Below are 16,856 nucleotides of genomic sequence, written 5' to 3' on the forward strand. Positions count from 1 at the left end.
CTCACCATCCTTTTTCAGAATCGGTTTGATAGGTAATCCAAGAACGAACATCAGAGATTAAATACAGCGTGCCGGATACGACCGCCAGATCATCCTGCTCAGTTCTACTTGTTAGTGTTTCTAAGGCTCGCTTCCAATCTCGCTCGACAATGATATCTACCTCACGGTTCATCTCGCGCAGCAGCTCTCTTGCAATCTCAGCGATCATAGAAGCGTCGCCTTTTTTATGAAAATCGGGTTCCGTAATTATAAGAGTATCCACCAATGGTAGTATATGCCTCAGGTAGCCTGGATGATTCTTTGTAGAAAGCATTCCTACCATCATATGAAGCTTACGGTAAGTATATACACTTTGGAGCGCGGCAGCCAGCGTAGCGGCCCCTTCTGGATTGTGAGCGCCATCGAGTAATATACGAGGTTCGCTCGAAACCATCTCAAGTCTGCCCGGCCAACGTGTCTCCTTGAGTCCTTTGAACAGATCTTCATCATCAACGATGCAGGCATAATATTGACGAAGAACTTCAAGCGTCATTACGGCTACTGCTGCGTTCTTCAATTGGTGCTCTCCGTTTAACGTAATCGGCACACCATGAATATTTCGAAACGGCCCGCTAAAATCAAAAGTTTGGCTATCTAGCTCGCTTCTCACATTCGTGAAATTGAATTGTCCGCCAAGTGTATAGAGTGTCGCTTTTTTCTCCTTGGCAATTTGATCGATCACACTCCAAACCTCATGGGGCTGGGCAGCGGTAATGACGGGCACACCCGCTTTAATAATACCCGCTTTCTCAGCTGCAACTAATTCGAGTGTATCACCCAAGATTTCCATATGGTCATGGCCTACATTCGTAATGATGGTTACGACGGGATTCACAATATTCGTGCTATCCAGCCTTCCCCCGAGACCTGTTTCCCATACTACGTAATCGGGATATGCCACTTTGCCAAAATGCATAATCGCGAGCGCAGTCGAAATTTCGAACATAGACGGAGGTCCGACCTCAGTTTCTGCAATTTCGTCAACGATTGGCTTCATTTCATTCACCAGTCTGAGCAGCACGTCGTCCGGAATGTCGGCTCCGTTCACTTGGATACGATTCGTATACTTCTCCAAATAAGGAGACGTGAATGTACCCACGTCATAACCGCAAGCCTGCAAAACAGAAGATAGATAGGCACATGTAGAGCCTTTGCCATTCGTCCCAGCCACATGAATGAACTTCAGCCTACGTTCGGGGTGACCTAGTTTCTCCATTAACATCTGCATTCGTTGAAGTCCCGGTTTCATACCGAGCTTCTCCATCCGGCTGACAATCCAAGCAATGGCTTCTTGCGCTGTCTGGAATTCAGCCGAAGGGGTATCTTTGATTTTATCCATCGATTTCATCCTCATTTACTATATGAATCAGCTTGTTTTCGTAACTAGGCAATCGTTTGTTTTACTACAATTATCCTTTTAACTCCGCTAAACGCGCAATCACTTTGTCTCGCTTATCGGCATAATCAGCAAGCTTTGCTTTTTCTTCCTCGATGACCTTGGCTGGTGCCTTGGCCACAAAGCCTTCATTGCCCAGTTTCTTCTCGATACGCTCTACTTCACCATGCAAAGATTGTAATTCTTTATCCAAGCGCGTGAGTTCTTGCGCAATGTCGATAAGACCAGCCAGCGGCAAGAAAAGCTCAGCTCCTGTAATGATAGCTGTCATGGCTTTCTCTGGTGCTGCCATTTCTGCGTCGATTTGGAGGAGGGAAGTGTTACAGAAACGCTTCAGGTATTCTTCATTGCTGCGGAGAATACTCAGTGTTTCGCTGCTAGCTGGCTTTACAAGCAGTTCAACTTTCTTACTCATCGGCACATTCACTTCGGACCGAATATTACGAACCGAACGAATAACGTCCATCAACAGTTCCATCTCACGAACAGCATCAGGCGATTCGAAAGCCTTATTCTCTACTGGCCAAGATGCTAATGTAATCGTCTCACCCACATGCGGAAGATGCTGCCAGATCTCTTCCGAAATGAACGGCATGAATGGATGAATCAAACGTTGGGTATGGTCAAGTACATACGCAAGTACGGACTGCGTTTTACTCTTCGCAGCTGTATCTGTCCCGTATAAGCTTAACTTACTGAACTCAATGTACCAATCACAGAGATCATCCCAGATGAAATTGTACAGTAATCGGCCAGTTTCACCGAATTCATAGCTGTCTATTAGACGAGTCACGTCACGAACAGTTTCGTTCAGACGGTGCAGAATCCAGCGGTCTGCCGTACCCAGTTGACCCGTTAGATCAATATCTGCTGCGTTTACACCTTCGAGATTCATTAAAGCAAAGCGAGATGCATTCCAGATCTTATTGGCAAAATTCCGCGCCTGCTCTACACGTTCCCAACGGAAACGTAGATCTTGCCCCGGTGTGCTGCTAGTCGAAATCATATAGCGCATAGCGTCAGCGCCATACTTCTCGATGACTTCAAGCGGATCGACACCATTACCAAGTGATTTTGACATTTTGCGACCTTCAGAATCCCGTACAAGACCATGCATCAAAACATCTTTAAACGGAATTTGCTGCGTAAATTCCAGCCCCGTAAAGATCATGCGAGATACCCAGAAATAAATGATATCATAGCCCGTTACAAGCACATTCGTCGGGTAGAAACGCTTCAAATCCTCTGTTTCATTAGGCCAGCCTAATGTTGAAAAAGGCCACAATGCCGAGCTGAACCATGTATCAAGTACGTCATTATCTTGATTCAAATTCGTGCTTTGGCAATGAGAACAAGCCGTAGCGTCCTCACGTGTTACCGTGATTTGACTACAATCTGCACAGTGCCATGCTGGAATCCTATGTCCCCACCACAATTGACGAGAAATACACCAGTCACGAACATTTTCAATCCAGTTCAAGTACGTTTTCTCGAAGCGATCCGGTACGAAATTAACGCCATTGCCTGATTTTTGCGTATCAATCGCTTTCTCAGCAAGCGGCTGCATTTTCACAAACCATTGCGTTGATAAATAAGGCTCAATCACGGCGCCGCTGCGTTCGCTATGGCCTACTTGATGCATGTGTTCCTCAATTTTGATAAGAACGCCTTGCTCTTTCAAATCAGCAACAATTTGCTTGCGGCATTCAAACCGATCCATTCCCTGGTATGGACCCGCATTTGCGTTCATCGTGCCGGTTTCGTCCATTACCAGAACTTGCGGCAGGTCGTGACGCTTCCCGACTTCGAAGTCGTTCGGATCATGGGCCGGTGTAATTTTGACGGCGCCGCTTCCGAACTCTTTTTCAACATACTCATCCGCAATGATCGGTATCTCGCGATTCACGATAGGAAGTAGCAGCGTTTTGCCGATGAGATGCTGATAGCGCTCATCCTTCGGATGAACAGCAACCGCTGTATCGCCGAGCATCGTCTCAGGACGTGTAGTGGCAACAACGATTGAACCTGTTCCGTCCGTCGTTTTGTATTCTAAATGATAAAGGGCGCCTTGCACCTCTTTATATTCTACTTCAATGTCAGATAGCGCTGTACGAGCCGCTGGATCCCAGTTAATAATATATTTCCCGCGATAGATGAGGCCTTTCTCATAAAGACTTACGAATACTTCACGAACAGCTTGTGAAAGACCCTCATCCAAGGTGAATCGCTCACGCGAATAGTCCAGCGAGAAGCCCATTTTAGCCCATTGCTCACGAATTGTATTCGCATATAGCTCTTTCCACTCCCACACCTTCTCCAAGAACTTCTCGCGTCCAAGATCATAGCGTGATTGTCCTTGCTCGCGGAGCTTTTGCTCTACCCTAGTTTGGGTAGCAATACCCGCGTGATCAGATCCAGGCAGCCAAAGTGCGTCATAACCCTGCATTCGTTTAGTACGAATTAAAATATCCTGCAGTGTAAAATCAAGCGCATGCCCGATATGCAGCATACCTGTTACGTTCGGAGGCGGAATCACAATGGTGTAGGTTTCTGCATCAGGGCGGGTGCCCGCTTTGAAAAATTCATTTTTAATCCAGTAATCATACCACTTTCGCTCAGCTTCTTTAGGATCGTACGTAGTAGGCATTTGCAATTGTTCTTTAGTCTCATTAGCTTCTGTCATAAGATTACCTCCATTACTATTATCTCTGTTAAACAGGCTTATAAGGCCTGTAAGTCCTCTCACATCGGCGTCCATTCAAACAAAAAAAGCCCTCCGCCCGCAAAGGACGAAAGGCTTGCTTCCGTGGTACCACCTTCATTCCGCGCAGCTTCAATAGAAGCGCGTGGCTCTCAAACAGATAACGGCTGCGGCCGGCGAATGCTAATGCTGCTCACCGCATAAACGGGCGCATACACTCACATTCACAACTCCAGGGCGACTTCGTTCGGTTGCTTCCTATGGAACCTTTCAGCGCTACCAGTTCCACTCTCTGAAGGGCTTACCGCCTACTACTCCCTATCAACGTTTCCAATATTACTCAAAATGGTTTACATCATATGATATCGAACATTTGAAATAGAGTCAATATATCATTCCAGTATTACCGTTTATACATAAATTATGCTTGATTCCGAAAGATGTTACGAAAATGAAAAAGAGCCCCCAGCCGCTATAAGCAGCCAAAGGCTCTTGCCTATGTACCTGTTATTTATCTAGGCAGATAAATAACCTGCCCAACTGAAATTTCTTGATCGCTCATACGGTTCAGAAGTTGAAGCTCACGCGGGTTGAGTTGATATCGTTTGGCAATGGATTCCAACGTATCTTCTTTTTGAACAATGCACAATTTTAGTTTCCTAAACTCTTGCGATCCTGTGTTGCTTTGTAGAAAGAGCCGCTTCCACTCCACAGCATCTATTCGCGTCTCTTCCGCAAGCGCAGCTTGCGCTTCTGCTTCTGCATTCCTCTTATCGGTAAGATACGAGCCTGCCTTAGAAAGAAGCGATTTAATACCGTACGGGTTGATGTCCACAGCCTCATCCGCCTTTTTGCCAAAGGCGACTTTAAGTTCTTTCTTATCTTCCGTAACCACCGTGTTTTCTTGATGGGGTGCCACCTTTAATTCGGTTTGTTCAATCTCCACAACAACTACACCATCGTCAGAACCAACCTCATCTTGAAAAGGAGCCACATTTGGAGGAACTGCAGCATAAGACGCTACATTTACAGGTTCTCGTATGGTTGGAATTGCCGGTAGTTCCTGTAAAGGCTGTGGCTGATAGGGCATAGGCGGCTCGAAACTTGGGATGTTAACCTCATGAACGAAAGTAACTTCCTCTTCTTCCCGCCAGCTCTCCAGCGGAGCCGAAACAATTTCGACGCCTTGTAGGGAAAGCACACCTGTAACGTTCAGACTTCGCGCTGATAAAAGATCAATATCAAAATTTTCAATTTCGACCTGAATATCTTCCACACGATGAATGCGATTTAAAGGTAAGGTGATCTCAACTGGAATCAGATGCTCTAGTGATCTGGGTGAATCCCTTTCTTCACTGAAATAATTGCCCGTGAGCAGCAAATTCCCTTTTAGGATTGCCTGATCATCCAAAGTAATTACCTGAATATGAGGAAGCAATTCTACATCATTTAATTCTTGTATCCCCGCCAAATCTTCTTGCAAATGAACGCGTTCATAGATATCGAACCTTAAACCTGGTTGTTGTTCAGACACCGAATTAATCCTCCCTTCCATCAAATCCAGATGCTGGACAGCATTCGGATTGTTTGGCCATTTACTTGTTTGTCTCTAAAAGTATATGGGTGGGAAGGGCTAGGCATGACTACATTTTTACGGGGCTGAAACTTCTTCTAGCAAAAGCTTGAAATCTTGCGGCAGAGGAGCATGCACGATCACGTGCTTTTGAGTAACAGGGTGATCGAACGAAAGCCTCTCCCCATGCAGGGCTTGTCGATGAAATAAACGCGATGAACCCCCATATAGGAAATCCCCTACGAGTGGGTGACCTAAATGACTGAGATGGACCCGAATTTGATGGGTTCTCCCTGTTTCTAGCGTAAGTTCCACGAAAGCTGCTTTCTTCATTTGCTCTAAGACCCGATAATGCGTTACCGCTTGATCACCGCTTGGTGAAACTCTTCGCTTGCCTGAAATATAGCGATCTTTACCGATAGGTTCATCTATTGATCCTTGCTTTGTTCGGAATACGCCCTCAGCTAGCGCTACATAGCGTCTATCAATCCGTTTATCACGCATTGCTTCATCAAGAAGCGCATGCGCCCACTCATTTTTGGCATAAAGTACAGCTCCGGTCGTATCTTGATCTAAACGATGTATATGCCGAACTCCACAAGTCTGGCCAGTCGACTCAAAATAGAAGGCTACCGCAGAAGCCAACGTACCGCTTTGCCCTGCTTCAGCCGGATGTACGGACATGCCTGCCGGTTTATTAACGACAAGACAAAAGTCGTCCTCATACAAAATGCCAAGATCATAAGGTTCGGGTCTGAAAGCTGCCTTCTCTTCAGGAAAAGCATGAAGTCGAACTTTGTCATCCTGAATCCGAATAAGACCTTGGGAGGCTAGTCGAAGAAAATACTTTCTAGGAACAGGCAGTATAGCTGCTAATTCTTCTATTGCCCCCGGTTTAAGAGGTTTCCATAACGGATTTGGAATCGGGAGCTCCAACCATTCACCGCTGCGCTTCCACTCTGTCATTTAAGTGTTCCTTTACGAAAAGATAAATAGATTACGAGCAAAATAACTAGAAAGACAAAAACAACGGCCATTAAATCTATTGGAAAATCGAAAAAGTAATATCGTTTCATAGAATTCAAGACTCCTTAAGAAAATAGGGATTATGTACACTTTATTTTAACAATTACCATTAACAATTGCATGCAAAAATATGATAATATAAATCTTGTATTGTTTTTTTTCGACATTTCTTATCAAAATATCTAATACCAAAATAGAATAATAGAGCAGGAGAGGAACAACCTTGGGTAGTTCAATATTAGAGCATTTTCGGAATTATAGTTGGCTGAAACGCACTTTTCTCGTTATAGCTGTTTGTGCTTTTCTGAGTTCAAGTTTCTTATTTCTAACCCCGCCTGGGGCATATATCCGCGAGTATTTGGCTAAAACCGTTATTACGACGCAGCATCGTGACTGGGCTTGGATTTTCGTTGGTGCTGAGCGCAGAGATCAGTTGGTTCTCGAAATGCAAAATTTGACCGAAATCAACTCTGTTGAAAAACAAGATTTGCGGGCAGTTCAATTCAATAAAAATCGTTCTACAGAAAGTCTTGTGAAAGTCGAAGATATTTCTGGTCAGTTTTGGAAGGGCAAGAAAATGTATGTTTATGACCCGCGAACGATTCGTGTGGTTGTCCCCGCAAAGCAAGGTGAAGGGGAAAGAATTACATCCATGGTAGAGCGTACTGGCGCTGTTGCCGGCGTAAATGGCGGAGGCTTCAACGATCCAGACGGACTTGGAAACGGATTTGCTCCAATTGGTGCTATTATGTCCGGCGGAGAAATTCTTTATACTGACCAAGAAGGCAGCGTTCCTCAACATATCGTTGGATTCACTAAAGAAGGCACACTCATTATCGGCAAATATACGATTGACGAGCTGCTTAAACTTGGTGTCACTGACGCCGTATCGTTCTATCCGCGAGTTATTGCTAACGGAAAACCGCTCATTACTAGCGGAGACGGAGGCTGGGGACGCGCACCTCGTACAGCTGTGGGACAAAAAGCCGACGGAACGGTTATCTTCATCGTGATCGACGGCCGACAAACGCACAGTGTAGGTGCGACTCTCAAAGAGGTACAGGATATGTTTCTCGCAGATGGCGTCATTAACGCTGGCTTCTTAGATGGCGGAGCATCCTCCGAGATGGTATACAACGATGAGCTGATCACGAAGCCCTCCAGTCGTTATGGGGAGCGTCGCTTACCTTCTGCTTTCCTAGTTTTTGATCATCCTGACCAAGTAAAAGTCAAGAATGTTTGGGAAGGACTTAAGACAATTGATCCAGGCGGTGCTTATGACCACCCTGAATTCTTGAAAGAACAAGCGAACAAAAAAGCAAACCCGCCTAAAGCAACAGCTACACCGAAGTCAACAACGTCAACCAAGCCTGAATCCAGCACGGAAGCTGGTAAAAACGGCACGTCCAATCCTCCTTTAGGATCAGATAATGGAGCTGTCAAACCAAGTCCTTCAGCGAAGCCTGAAACTTCACCGACACCTTCTACGAAGCCAAGTCCTTCTCCGAGTACAGGCACTGGCTCTGGGACAGGTACAGGCAATGCCGGCACAGGTTCCGGCACTGGCACAGGAAGCTCCTCACCAGGAGCTTCCACATCATCAAAGCCGAGCCCGACGCCTACACCGAGTACAAGCCCTAACCCTAACCAAGGACAAACAAACACTGGGATTAGCGCACCTCCGCCATCTACTACTGTTGCTCCAACTACAAAAACAAACTAAATCTTCTACATAAACAGCAAAAGACCTGGCCGCATTGGCCAGGTCTTTGTATGTTCACAGATTTATAATTGCTTCAATGCTTCACGATGAGCATCGATTGTAGCAGCAATATCTTCATCGGAATGAACCGTAGATACAAACATCCCTTCGAATTGCGAAGGTGCAACCGAAACCCCCAAATCGAGCAAGTGGCCGAAATAAGCATTAAACTTAGCTAGATCAGACGTTTTGGCTGAATCGTAATTCGTGACAGCCTGCTCGGTGAAGAATGGACATATCATGGATCCAACGCGGTTAATTGTGCTTGCTACGCCAAATTCAGCGGCATTCGCAGCGAATCCAGCTTCCAGCTTCGCAGACTTGCGTTCCAGTTCCTCATAGACATTGGGCTCGCCCAATAAGGATAACGTTGCGAAGCCTGCTGCCATCGCTAGCGGATTACCGGATAAGGTTCCCGCCTGATAGATTGGACCTGCAGGAGCAATCTGCTCCATGATGTCCAGTCGACCTCCATAAGCGCCAACAGGGAGTCCTCCGCCAATGACCTTACCTAGACATGTTAAATCAGGTGTAACGCCGTACAAGCCCTGAGCGCAGTGTTTATGCACGCGAAAGCCTGTCATCACTTCATCGAAGATTAGCAGGGTGCCATATTGCTGAGTAATGGATCGCAATCCTTGTAAAAACCCTTCAGCTGGAGGCACTACTCCCATATTCCCTGCAATCGGCTCAACGATTATTGCCGCGATTTCTTCCCCGAACTTTTCAAACACTAATTTAACGGAAGCCAAATCATTGTAAGGCACGGTGATCGTATTCGAAGCCACGCTATTCGGAACCCCTGGACTGTCTGGAAGGCCTAGTGTGGCTACACCGGAACCAGCTTTGATCAGTAAGGCATCAGCATGACCATGGTAGCTTCCTTCGAATTTCATGATCTTGTCGCGTTTCGTAAATCCACGGGCTAACCGTAGCGCGCTCATGGTCGCTTCTGTCCCTGAATTCACCATCCGAACCATATCAATGGACGGCACCCGTTCAATGACCAGCTTTGCCATTTCCGTTTCTAGAAGCGTTGGAGCACCGAAGCTTGTCCCTTTTTCTGCCGCTCCTTTAATGGCTTCCAGCACGACAGGATGAGCATGTCCTACAATTAACGGGCCCCAAGATCCTACATAATCGATAAAGGTATTGCCGTCAATATCCGTTACGCGAGAACCTGAGCCCTTCTCCATGAACAAAGGTGTTAAACCAACCGACTTGAAGGCGCGAACTGGACTGTTGACTCCACCGGGAATGATCTTCTTAGCTTCTTGAAAGGCGGCCGAAGAGCGCGTGTCGATTCTACTCGAATTTTCCATAATTTCATACCCCCAGTAATCTATCTATGATAAAATGAGTTGACTTACTACATATAAAGGCGGTACCCATATGATCGATATCATCAAAAAAGTACCTTTATTCTCGCAATTGAATGAAGATCAATTCAACGCTCTAGCTCAGATTTGTACAAGACGTTCCTTTTCAAGGAGTACCGTTCTATTTTCCGAAAAAGAAGTCGGTTCCGTCTTTTATATGGTCCTCAGCGGCTCTGTCAAAATTTTCACAACAAGCAGTTCAGGTGAGGAAAAAATATTGTCCATTTGCAAATCAGGCGAAAGCTTTGGTGAACTTTCGCTGATTGACGGCAAACCGCGATCAGCATCAGCCCAAACTTTGGAGGACAGCATGCTTCTCACATTGACAGGACAAAGCTTCCTCGATCTGCTACGCACTCATTTTGACATTACCATGGGCATTATGCAAGAGCTCAGCAGTCGACTGCGCGATACGAATCAACAAGTATTCGACTTGACCTTCTTAGACGCGAGAACGCGTGTCATCAAAAGTTTGATCAAAATGGCGAACAAACATGGGTTGCGTAACGGGAATACGATTAAGATTAAGCTGGTACTTAACTTTGATGAAATATCTCAATTGGCCGGCGTACAAAAAGTGACGCTCATGCAGGTGATTCGTGATCTAGAAGAAAAACAAATCTTAATGATCTCACCATCAGATTTCAAACTAGATCTAGCCAAGCTTCGTTAAATCGAACTGACTGTTTCTACGGCTTCCCGAGACTGGTTTTGGATCAGGTCCGCTAGCTGCCACGCAGCCTCTTTACCTTGCCTTATACAGTCAGGGAGACCCACTCCATGGAACCCGGCACCCACGACAAGGACTTGAGGCATAGCCGCAGCAAGCTCTTCACGGAACTGTGCAATCTGCTCCAGATGATCGACAGGATATTGTGGCATTGAATGCATGAGGCGAGTTACATCCGCAAAAAGCGGTTCCGCCTTTAGTCCTAATAATTCCCGCAGATCATGACGTGCTTTGCTAACTAGTTGTTCATCCGACCACTCCGGCCACTCTTGCTCGCCTGCACGACCGATATAACAGCGCAGAAGCACCTTCCCGTCTGGGGCTGTATGCAGCCATTTAGCAGATGTTAACGTACACGCAGTTATCGTCCTGCCCTCGGTTTTTGGCACTAGAAAGCCCGAGGCGTCTAGTTCAAAAGGGATGTCTTTGCGATCGAAAGCCATAATAACATTCGCCACGGAAATGTAGTCAATTTTCTTAAGCTGATTTGCTGCTGGAAAATCGGATAACACCTGCGCTGCCTGATAAGTAGGCGTAGTTAGGATTACGCCATCTACCATTTCACTATGTCCATCCTCAAAGACAACCTCTGCTTGCTGCTGTCCCATTTTACGAACGGATACAACCCCAACGCCATTTCGTAGATCCACCGTCTTCAAGGCGTCTTCTAAGCCCGAAACCAACGTCTGAAGTCCCTTCCTAAACGTTACAAAAACCGAGTTACGAACAGCAGAAGGTAAGTGAGCACTCTCTTCACCTACATTTTTACGACTGGCCATCATCCCTAGAATTAAACTTCGATGCTTCTGCTCCATCGCTCGAAACTGCGGGAACGTTGCTTTCAAACTAAGCTTAAACGTATCACCTGCATAAATCCCCGCTAGAAGCGGTTCCACGATACGCTGGAGCACTTCTTTCCCTAAGCGGCGCTCCAGAAAATGCCCAAGAGATTCATCTGTCGATACATCTTGCTTAGGAAGGATCAAATCCAATGCGGCTCGCATTTTACCTAATGGGGAAATGAGGCCCGTCTGCATGAACGGTGTCATTTGCGTTGGTATGCCTAGCACTAAGCCAGGCGGCATGCGGTGCAGCTTGCCTTGACGTACAATATAGGTCTTTTTCGCCCCGGGATTGGTACCCGTAAGCTCATGTTCTAGCCCAAGATCATAAGCCAGATCAATGATAGGACGCTTCCGCGCAAGGAAGGAATCCGGCCCTTTTTCAATAACGAAACCCTCTCGTTCTATGGTATGAATTTTCCCGCCAAATGTCGGGGACTTCTCCACCACAGAAATACGAAAAGGGGCTCCCGCAGACTCCAACCTTTTCTTTAAGTAAAAAGCTGCGCTAAGCCCCGTAATCCCCCCGCCAACAATCATGTAGTGAGGAATCGTCGTACTCATGATAAACGGGTGACCTCTTTCCATTTCTTGTAGACAACATCACTCAATGTTTCTAGGTACAGAGGGTCTGTATTTAGTGATTCTGTTCGTTCCACATGCAGTCCAAGCTCTTTGGCCAGAGCCTGTGCTTCAATATCGATGTCGTAGAGAACCTCCAGATGATCCGAAACAAAGCCGATCGGGCATAGGAGTACATTCTTGACGTTTTCTTCTTGATTGATCTTCCGCAAAACATCCAAGATATCCGGACCGAGCCACGGCATCGCCGTTTGCCCTGCGCTTTGCCAACCAAACTGCCAATTCGTCAGCCCTACACGTTCAGCAATAACTTTGGAAGTGGCAAGCAATTGATCTGGATATGGATCTTTCATTTCAAGTATTTTCTCAGGCAAGCTGTGCGCAGTAAAGATAACGCGCACATCATTTCGATTCACACCCGAGAATTTCTCCAAAGCTTTGTCAACACGTGCACTAAGGGCTTCCACCAATTTAGGATGAAGATGGTAGTCAAGTACGAAATCAATCTTCAGATCAAGCGCCTCTGCTTTATCTTTCGCTCTTTTGACATAGCCGCCAACGCTCATCGTGGAGTAGTGAGGGGCTAGAACGACTCCCACAGCCTCCGTAATACCGTCTTTAACCATTTGCTCCACACCGTCTTCTACGTAAGGCTGAGCATGCTTCAGACCCTGGTAACAGACGAATTCAAGGTTTGGATGTTCTTGACGAAGTGTATCTTCTAAGCCTTTAACCTGCTTGTTCGTATTTTCACGCAGCGGGAAGAACCCTCCTACAATTGCCTCATAACGAGCCGTTAGTTCATGCAGCTGCTCAGGCGTTGGAGGATGCCCACGTCTAATGTGTGTGTAATAAGCTTCAACTTGATCCAAACTTTCCGGAGTACCATAAGACATGACTAAAACACCAATACGCTGACTTGCCATGCTAAACACCACTCTTTTCTGCTTGCTGCGTTAATACGGAATGTGAGTAAGTATGAATGAATGTAGTCAAATCCTTTAGCTTCTCAAGCGATGCTTCCGGGAATAGACCATGGCCAAGGTTAAAGATATAGCCTGGTTGCTGGATCCCTTCATCAATAATGGCTTTCGCCTGTTGCTCAATAACGCTCATCGGAGCTGTTAAAATATAGGGATCCAAGTTGCCTTGTACGGCAAAGCGTTCGCCAACTCTCCCGCGGCCTACAGAAATTGGAATCCGCCAATCTAGACCAATGACATCCGCTTGGATATCTTTGAGATAAGGAAGTAACTCCCCTGAACTCACGCCTGGGAAATAAATCTTTGGCTCCTTCAAGTCCGCAAGTTCTTTGAAAATTCTCGTCATTGTAGGCAGTACATACATTTGAAAATCTGCAGGAGAAAGCGCGCCAACCCAGCTATCAAATACTTGAACAGCTTTGGCACCCGCTGCGATATGCGCTCGCAAGTATGTAATGACCATATCGCCAAGCTTCTCCATTAAGGAAAACCAAACGGTTGGTTCGGAGTACATTAGCTGCTTCGTACGAATATAGCTTTTGGATGGCCTACCCTCAATCAAATAGCTCGCAATCGTAAAGGGCGCACCCGCAAATGAGATGAGGGGAACCTCAAGCTCCTTGTCTAAGATACGGATCGTTTGAATAATATGCGATAAATCTTTCTCCACATCGATAGGACGCAGGCGCTCAACATCTTGCGCTGTCCGAACGGGTGTATGAATCACAGGACCGACATCTTTGACAATATCAAAATCAACCCCAAGAGAAGCAACGGGATTCATAATGTCCGAATATAAAATGGCTGCATCAACACCCAACTTTTTAATGGGCATCATCGTAACTTCCGCAGCTAGCTCTGGTTGCTGACAAATTTCGAGCAGTGAGTACTTTTCTTTGATTTTGCGATAATCCGGATCGTAACGTCCAGCTTGGCGCATATACCAAACGGGCAGTGTATCCACCTGTTCTTTTCGGCATGCTTTAATAAAATTATCGTTGTAGGTCATGAGGCACCTTCCATATATAGGGATCTTTGGCCCTAAGCCAAAGTCTCTCCGATTGGTTTCCATCTATTCTCATTCATTATGCCCTAATTATACCCTTGTCACAACTGAAGTAAGCTTAGGTTTTGCGACAAAAGTATGACAAAAGAACCATCCGCACTAAGACTACATGCTGATCGTTTCCAGCGGAAACTGCTCGCCTCTGCATCTTAGGTGAATGGCTCTTATTGGAAATTAGCTATTTTTTTAAATATCTAGCAATATCTTTGGCAAAATAAGTCAAGATGATATCAGCACCGGCACGTTTGAAGCTTGTCATTGTTTCCATCACGATGGCCTCTTCATTCACCCAGCCCTGCAAGGCTGCAGCCTTAATCATCGAATACTCCGCACTTACATTATAGGCTACTACCGGCAAATCGAAGTTATCCTTCAACATCCGAATGATGTCCATATAAGCAAGAGCTGGTTTCACCATAAGGAAATCAGCACCCTCTGCAACGTCACTTTCCGCTTCACGCAAAGCTTCGCGCCCGTTGGCTGGATCCATTTGATACGTCTTGCGGTCACCGAATTGCGGTGTTGAATCAACAGCATCCCGGAATGGACCGTAGTAAGCCGATGCATATTTTACGGAATATGCCATAATCGGTGTATTCTCGTAGCCTGCTTCATCTAATCCTGAACGAATCGCATGTACATAGCCGTCCATCATATTGGAAGGAGCGATAATATCAGCACCCGCTTTGGCTTGCGATACAGCCGTACGAACCAACAGCTCCAAGGAAGCATCATTTGCCACATCCGCCTGTCCTGTCACCGGATGATGATGAATAACACCACAGTGGCCTGTATCCGTAAACTGACATAAACACGTATCGGCGATAATGAGCAAATTCGGGTTCAATTCTTTAATTAAACGAGTCGCTTGCTGCACAATGCCATCATCCATAAAAGCGGATGTTCCTTGCGCATCTTTATGATCCGGAACACCAAACAAAAGTATAGCTTGAATGCCGAGCTTTGTAATTTCTTCGATTTCTTCTTGCATTCTGTCTAAAGAAAAATGATAAACACCTGGCATCGAAGCAATTTCTGACTTGATGTTCGTACCATGTGTAACAAAAATCGGTTGTACAACATCGTGAACAGTCACTTGATTTTCACGTACCAGATTACGAATAGCTGCATTGCCGCGTAAGCGGCGATTACGAACGATAGGGAAACTCATGAAGAATTCCGCCTCCTTATTGGTGATCAGATGCAGCTCCTTAAGAAACTGCATCTGAGACATTTTTATTATTTATGTTGAGTAATACTTTGTACCAATGAAGCAACTGTAGCCTCTTCCGCCATATAAGTAACCGACAGTCCACATTGAATTGCGGTCTCTGCAGTTTTGGGTCCAATGCAAGCAATTTCAACCCCTTGCAGCAAGGATAGCGGATCTTCCACACCCAGCTGACGCAAGGCTTCAAGTAAATTTGTTACCGTAGATGAACTTGTAAAAGTTATGATATGAATGCTTTGATTTTGCAGAAGATGAATAATTTCATCCCCATCGTCTGTTGTGAGTACATTTTCGTAGACATCGACTTCGGTGACTTCAAGTCCGAGCTCTCTGAGCTTACCAGGCAAATAATCACGTGCCAAGTCAGCCGTAGGTAATAGCACCTTCTGACCGGCTTTTAAATCTGCTTGAATGGCTTCCAGGATACCCTCGCCTTGATATTTGGCCGGGAGTACATCCGCAATGATGCCACGCTCAGCTAGCGCTTCGGCTGTTTTAGGGCCTACGGCTGCTATGCGAGCTTTCCCCATTTTGCGAACATCAATCCCTTTTTCACGCAGCCTGCGGAAAAAATACTCCACACCGTTCACGCTTGTCAGTAACACCCAGTCAAATTCATGAAGCTTGTCTAGCGCCAAATCCAATGCTTGAATGGCCTCAGGGCGACTTGGCGGTTGTAGTCGAATAACCGGGAATTCGACCGCTTCTCCACCCATGTCATCAATTAAATCCACAAGCTCACTTGCTTGACTTCTTGCTCTTGTGACAAGCACGCGACGCCCGAAGAGCGGCTTCTTCTCAATCCAAGCCAGCTTCTCACGAAGCTTAACAACTTCACCAACAATAATAACGGCTGGGGATTTGAAATTAGCTTCTCTTACCTTCTCCGTAATATCAGCCAAAGTTCCCGTTATCGTTTGTTGATCCGCCCATGTTCCCCACCTGACGAGCGCAACAGGCATTTCCGGCGGTTTGCCGCAGCGAATCAATTCACGGCAAATTTGTTCAAGATTCGCTACACCCATCAAGAAGACCATGGTGCCAATCGCCTTGGCCAGATGCTCCCAGTCCAAACTGGAATAGGTCTTATTCGGATATTCATGACCGGTAATAATCGCAAAAGACGAAGTGAAGTCACGATGAGTGACTGGAATACCCGCATAGGCAGGAACCGCAATCGAGGAAGTGATACCCGGTATAATATCGAAGATCACATCGTTATCTGCGAGCAGCTCCGCTTCCTCGCCCACTCGACCGAAGACGCTGGGATCGCCGCCTTTGAGACGAGTCACCACTTTCCCCTGTAGGGCCAGATCTACGAGCAATTGATTAATTTCTTCTTGCTTTAGTATATGTTTGTCCGGAAGCTTGCCGACAAAGATCAGCTCAGCTTCCGGTCTACGATGCTTGAGTAAACGAGGGTTAGCCAGCCGATCATAAACGATGACATCGGCTTTCTGAATGGCTTCCATACCGCGAACCGAGATGAGTTTAGGATCTCCGGGACCCGCACCAACGAGATAGACTCTTCCTTTGTTCACGATGC

General features: G+C 46.1%; 12 protein-coding genes and 1 other annotated feature. Of the genes, 2 read left to right on the top strand and 10 right to left on the bottom strand.

Features of this window, described 5'->3' with window-relative positions; all coding sequences use genetic code 11:
* Nucleotide 1: 1 nt before the first annotated feature.
* From AC58U0_RS12795 to AC58U0_RS12810, 4 genes are all read right to left on the bottom strand, one after another.
* Nucleotides 2-1,387 (bottom strand): bifunctional folylpolyglutamate synthase/dihydrofolate synthase, encoded by a 1,386-nt coding sequence (locus AC58U0_RS12795; protein ID WP_497379384.1) that lies wholly within the window; start codon nt 1,385-1,387, stop codon nt 2-4.
* Nucleotides 1,388-1,448: 61 nt separating this feature from the next.
* Complete coding sequence (locus tag AC58U0_RS12800; RefSeq protein ID WP_497379385.1) at nt 1,449-4,118, bottom strand: valine--tRNA ligase; 2,670 nt, start codon at nt 4,116-4,118, stop codon at nt 1,449-1,451.
* 99 nt (nt 4,119-4,217) lie between these two features.
* Nucleotides 4,218-4,470: a binding site (T-box leader), on the bottom strand.
* Nucleotides 4,471-4,647: 177 nt separating this feature from the next.
* Complete coding sequence (locus AC58U0_RS12805) at nt 4,648-5,670, bottom strand: LysM peptidoglycan-binding domain-containing protein (RefSeq protein ID WP_497379386.1); 1,023 nt, start codon at nt 5,668-5,670, stop codon at nt 4,648-4,650.
* Between the two features lie 117 nt (nt 5,671-5,787).
* Nucleotides 5,788-6,675 carry an RluA family pseudouridine synthase gene (locus AC58U0_RS12810; protein WP_497379387.1) on the bottom strand — a complete coding sequence of 296 codons (888 nt, stop codon included), beginning with the start codon at nt 6,673-6,675 and terminating at the stop codon, nt 5,788-5,790.
* A 283-nt stretch (nt 6,676-6,958) separates the two neighbouring features.
* Between AC58U0_RS12810 and AC58U0_RS12815 the strand changes: the two genes are divergently transcribed.
* A complete protein-coding gene (locus AC58U0_RS12815; RefSeq protein WP_497379388.1) occupies nt 6,959-8,458 on the top strand; it encodes a phosphodiester glycosidase family protein in 1,500 nt (499 codons plus the stop codon).
* Nucleotides 8,459-8,520: 62 nt separating this feature from the next.
* Here AC58U0_RS12815 and hemL read toward each other — a convergent pair whose 3' ends face one another.
* A complete protein-coding gene (gene hemL / locus AC58U0_RS12820) occupies nt 8,521-9,819 on the bottom strand; it encodes a glutamate-1-semialdehyde 2,1-aminomutase (RefSeq protein ID WP_497379389.1) in 1,299 nt (432 codons plus the stop codon).
* 70 nt (nt 9,820-9,889) lie between these two features.
* Here hemL and AC58U0_RS12825 point away from each other — a divergent pair, with 70 nt between their 5' ends.
* Nucleotides 9,890-10,549 carry a Crp/Fnr family transcriptional regulator gene (locus tag AC58U0_RS12825; RefSeq protein WP_497379390.1) on the top strand — a complete coding sequence of 220 codons (660 nt, stop codon included), beginning with the start codon at nt 9,890-9,892 and terminating at the stop codon, nt 10,547-10,549.
* Here the strand turns inward: AC58U0_RS12825 and hemG are convergent.
* From hemG to cobA, 5 genes are all read right to left on the bottom strand, one after another.
* Nucleotides 10,546-12,012 (bottom strand): protoporphyrinogen oxidase, encoded by a 1,467-nt coding sequence (gene hemG / locus AC58U0_RS12830; RefSeq protein ID WP_497379391.1) that lies wholly within the window; start codon nt 12,010-12,012, stop codon nt 10,546-10,548. The genes AC58U0_RS12825 and hemG overlap by 4 nt on opposite strands.
* The gene (hemH, locus tag AC58U0_RS12835) at nt 12,009-12,956 is read right to left on the bottom strand and encodes a ferrochelatase (protein WP_497379392.1); all 948 of its coding nucleotides are present in this window, start codon (nt 12,954-12,956) and stop codon (nt 12,009-12,011) included. Before hemH ends, hemG begins: the two co-directional genes overlap by 4 nt.
* 1 nt (nt 12,957) lies before the next feature.
* Nucleotides 12,958-14,022 carry a uroporphyrinogen decarboxylase gene (hemE, locus tag AC58U0_RS12840; protein ID WP_497379393.1) on the bottom strand — a complete coding sequence of 355 codons (1,065 nt, stop codon included), beginning with the start codon at nt 14,020-14,022 and terminating at the stop codon, nt 12,958-12,960.
* 235 nt (nt 14,023-14,257) lie between these two features.
* Complete coding sequence (hemB, locus tag AC58U0_RS12845; RefSeq protein ID WP_497379394.1) at nt 14,258-15,250, bottom strand: porphobilinogen synthase; 993 nt, start codon at nt 15,248-15,250, stop codon at nt 14,258-14,260.
* Nucleotides 15,251-15,318: 68 nt separating this feature from the next.
* Nucleotides 15,319-16,851 carry a uroporphyrinogen-III C-methyltransferase gene (cobA, locus tag AC58U0_RS12850; RefSeq protein WP_497379395.1) on the bottom strand — a complete coding sequence of 511 codons (1,533 nt, stop codon included), beginning with the start codon at nt 16,849-16,851 and terminating at the stop codon, nt 15,319-15,321.
* Between the last annotated feature and the right edge of the window lie 5 nt (nt 16,852-16,856).

The organism is Paenibacillus sp. J31P190 (genome assembly GCF_059692075.1).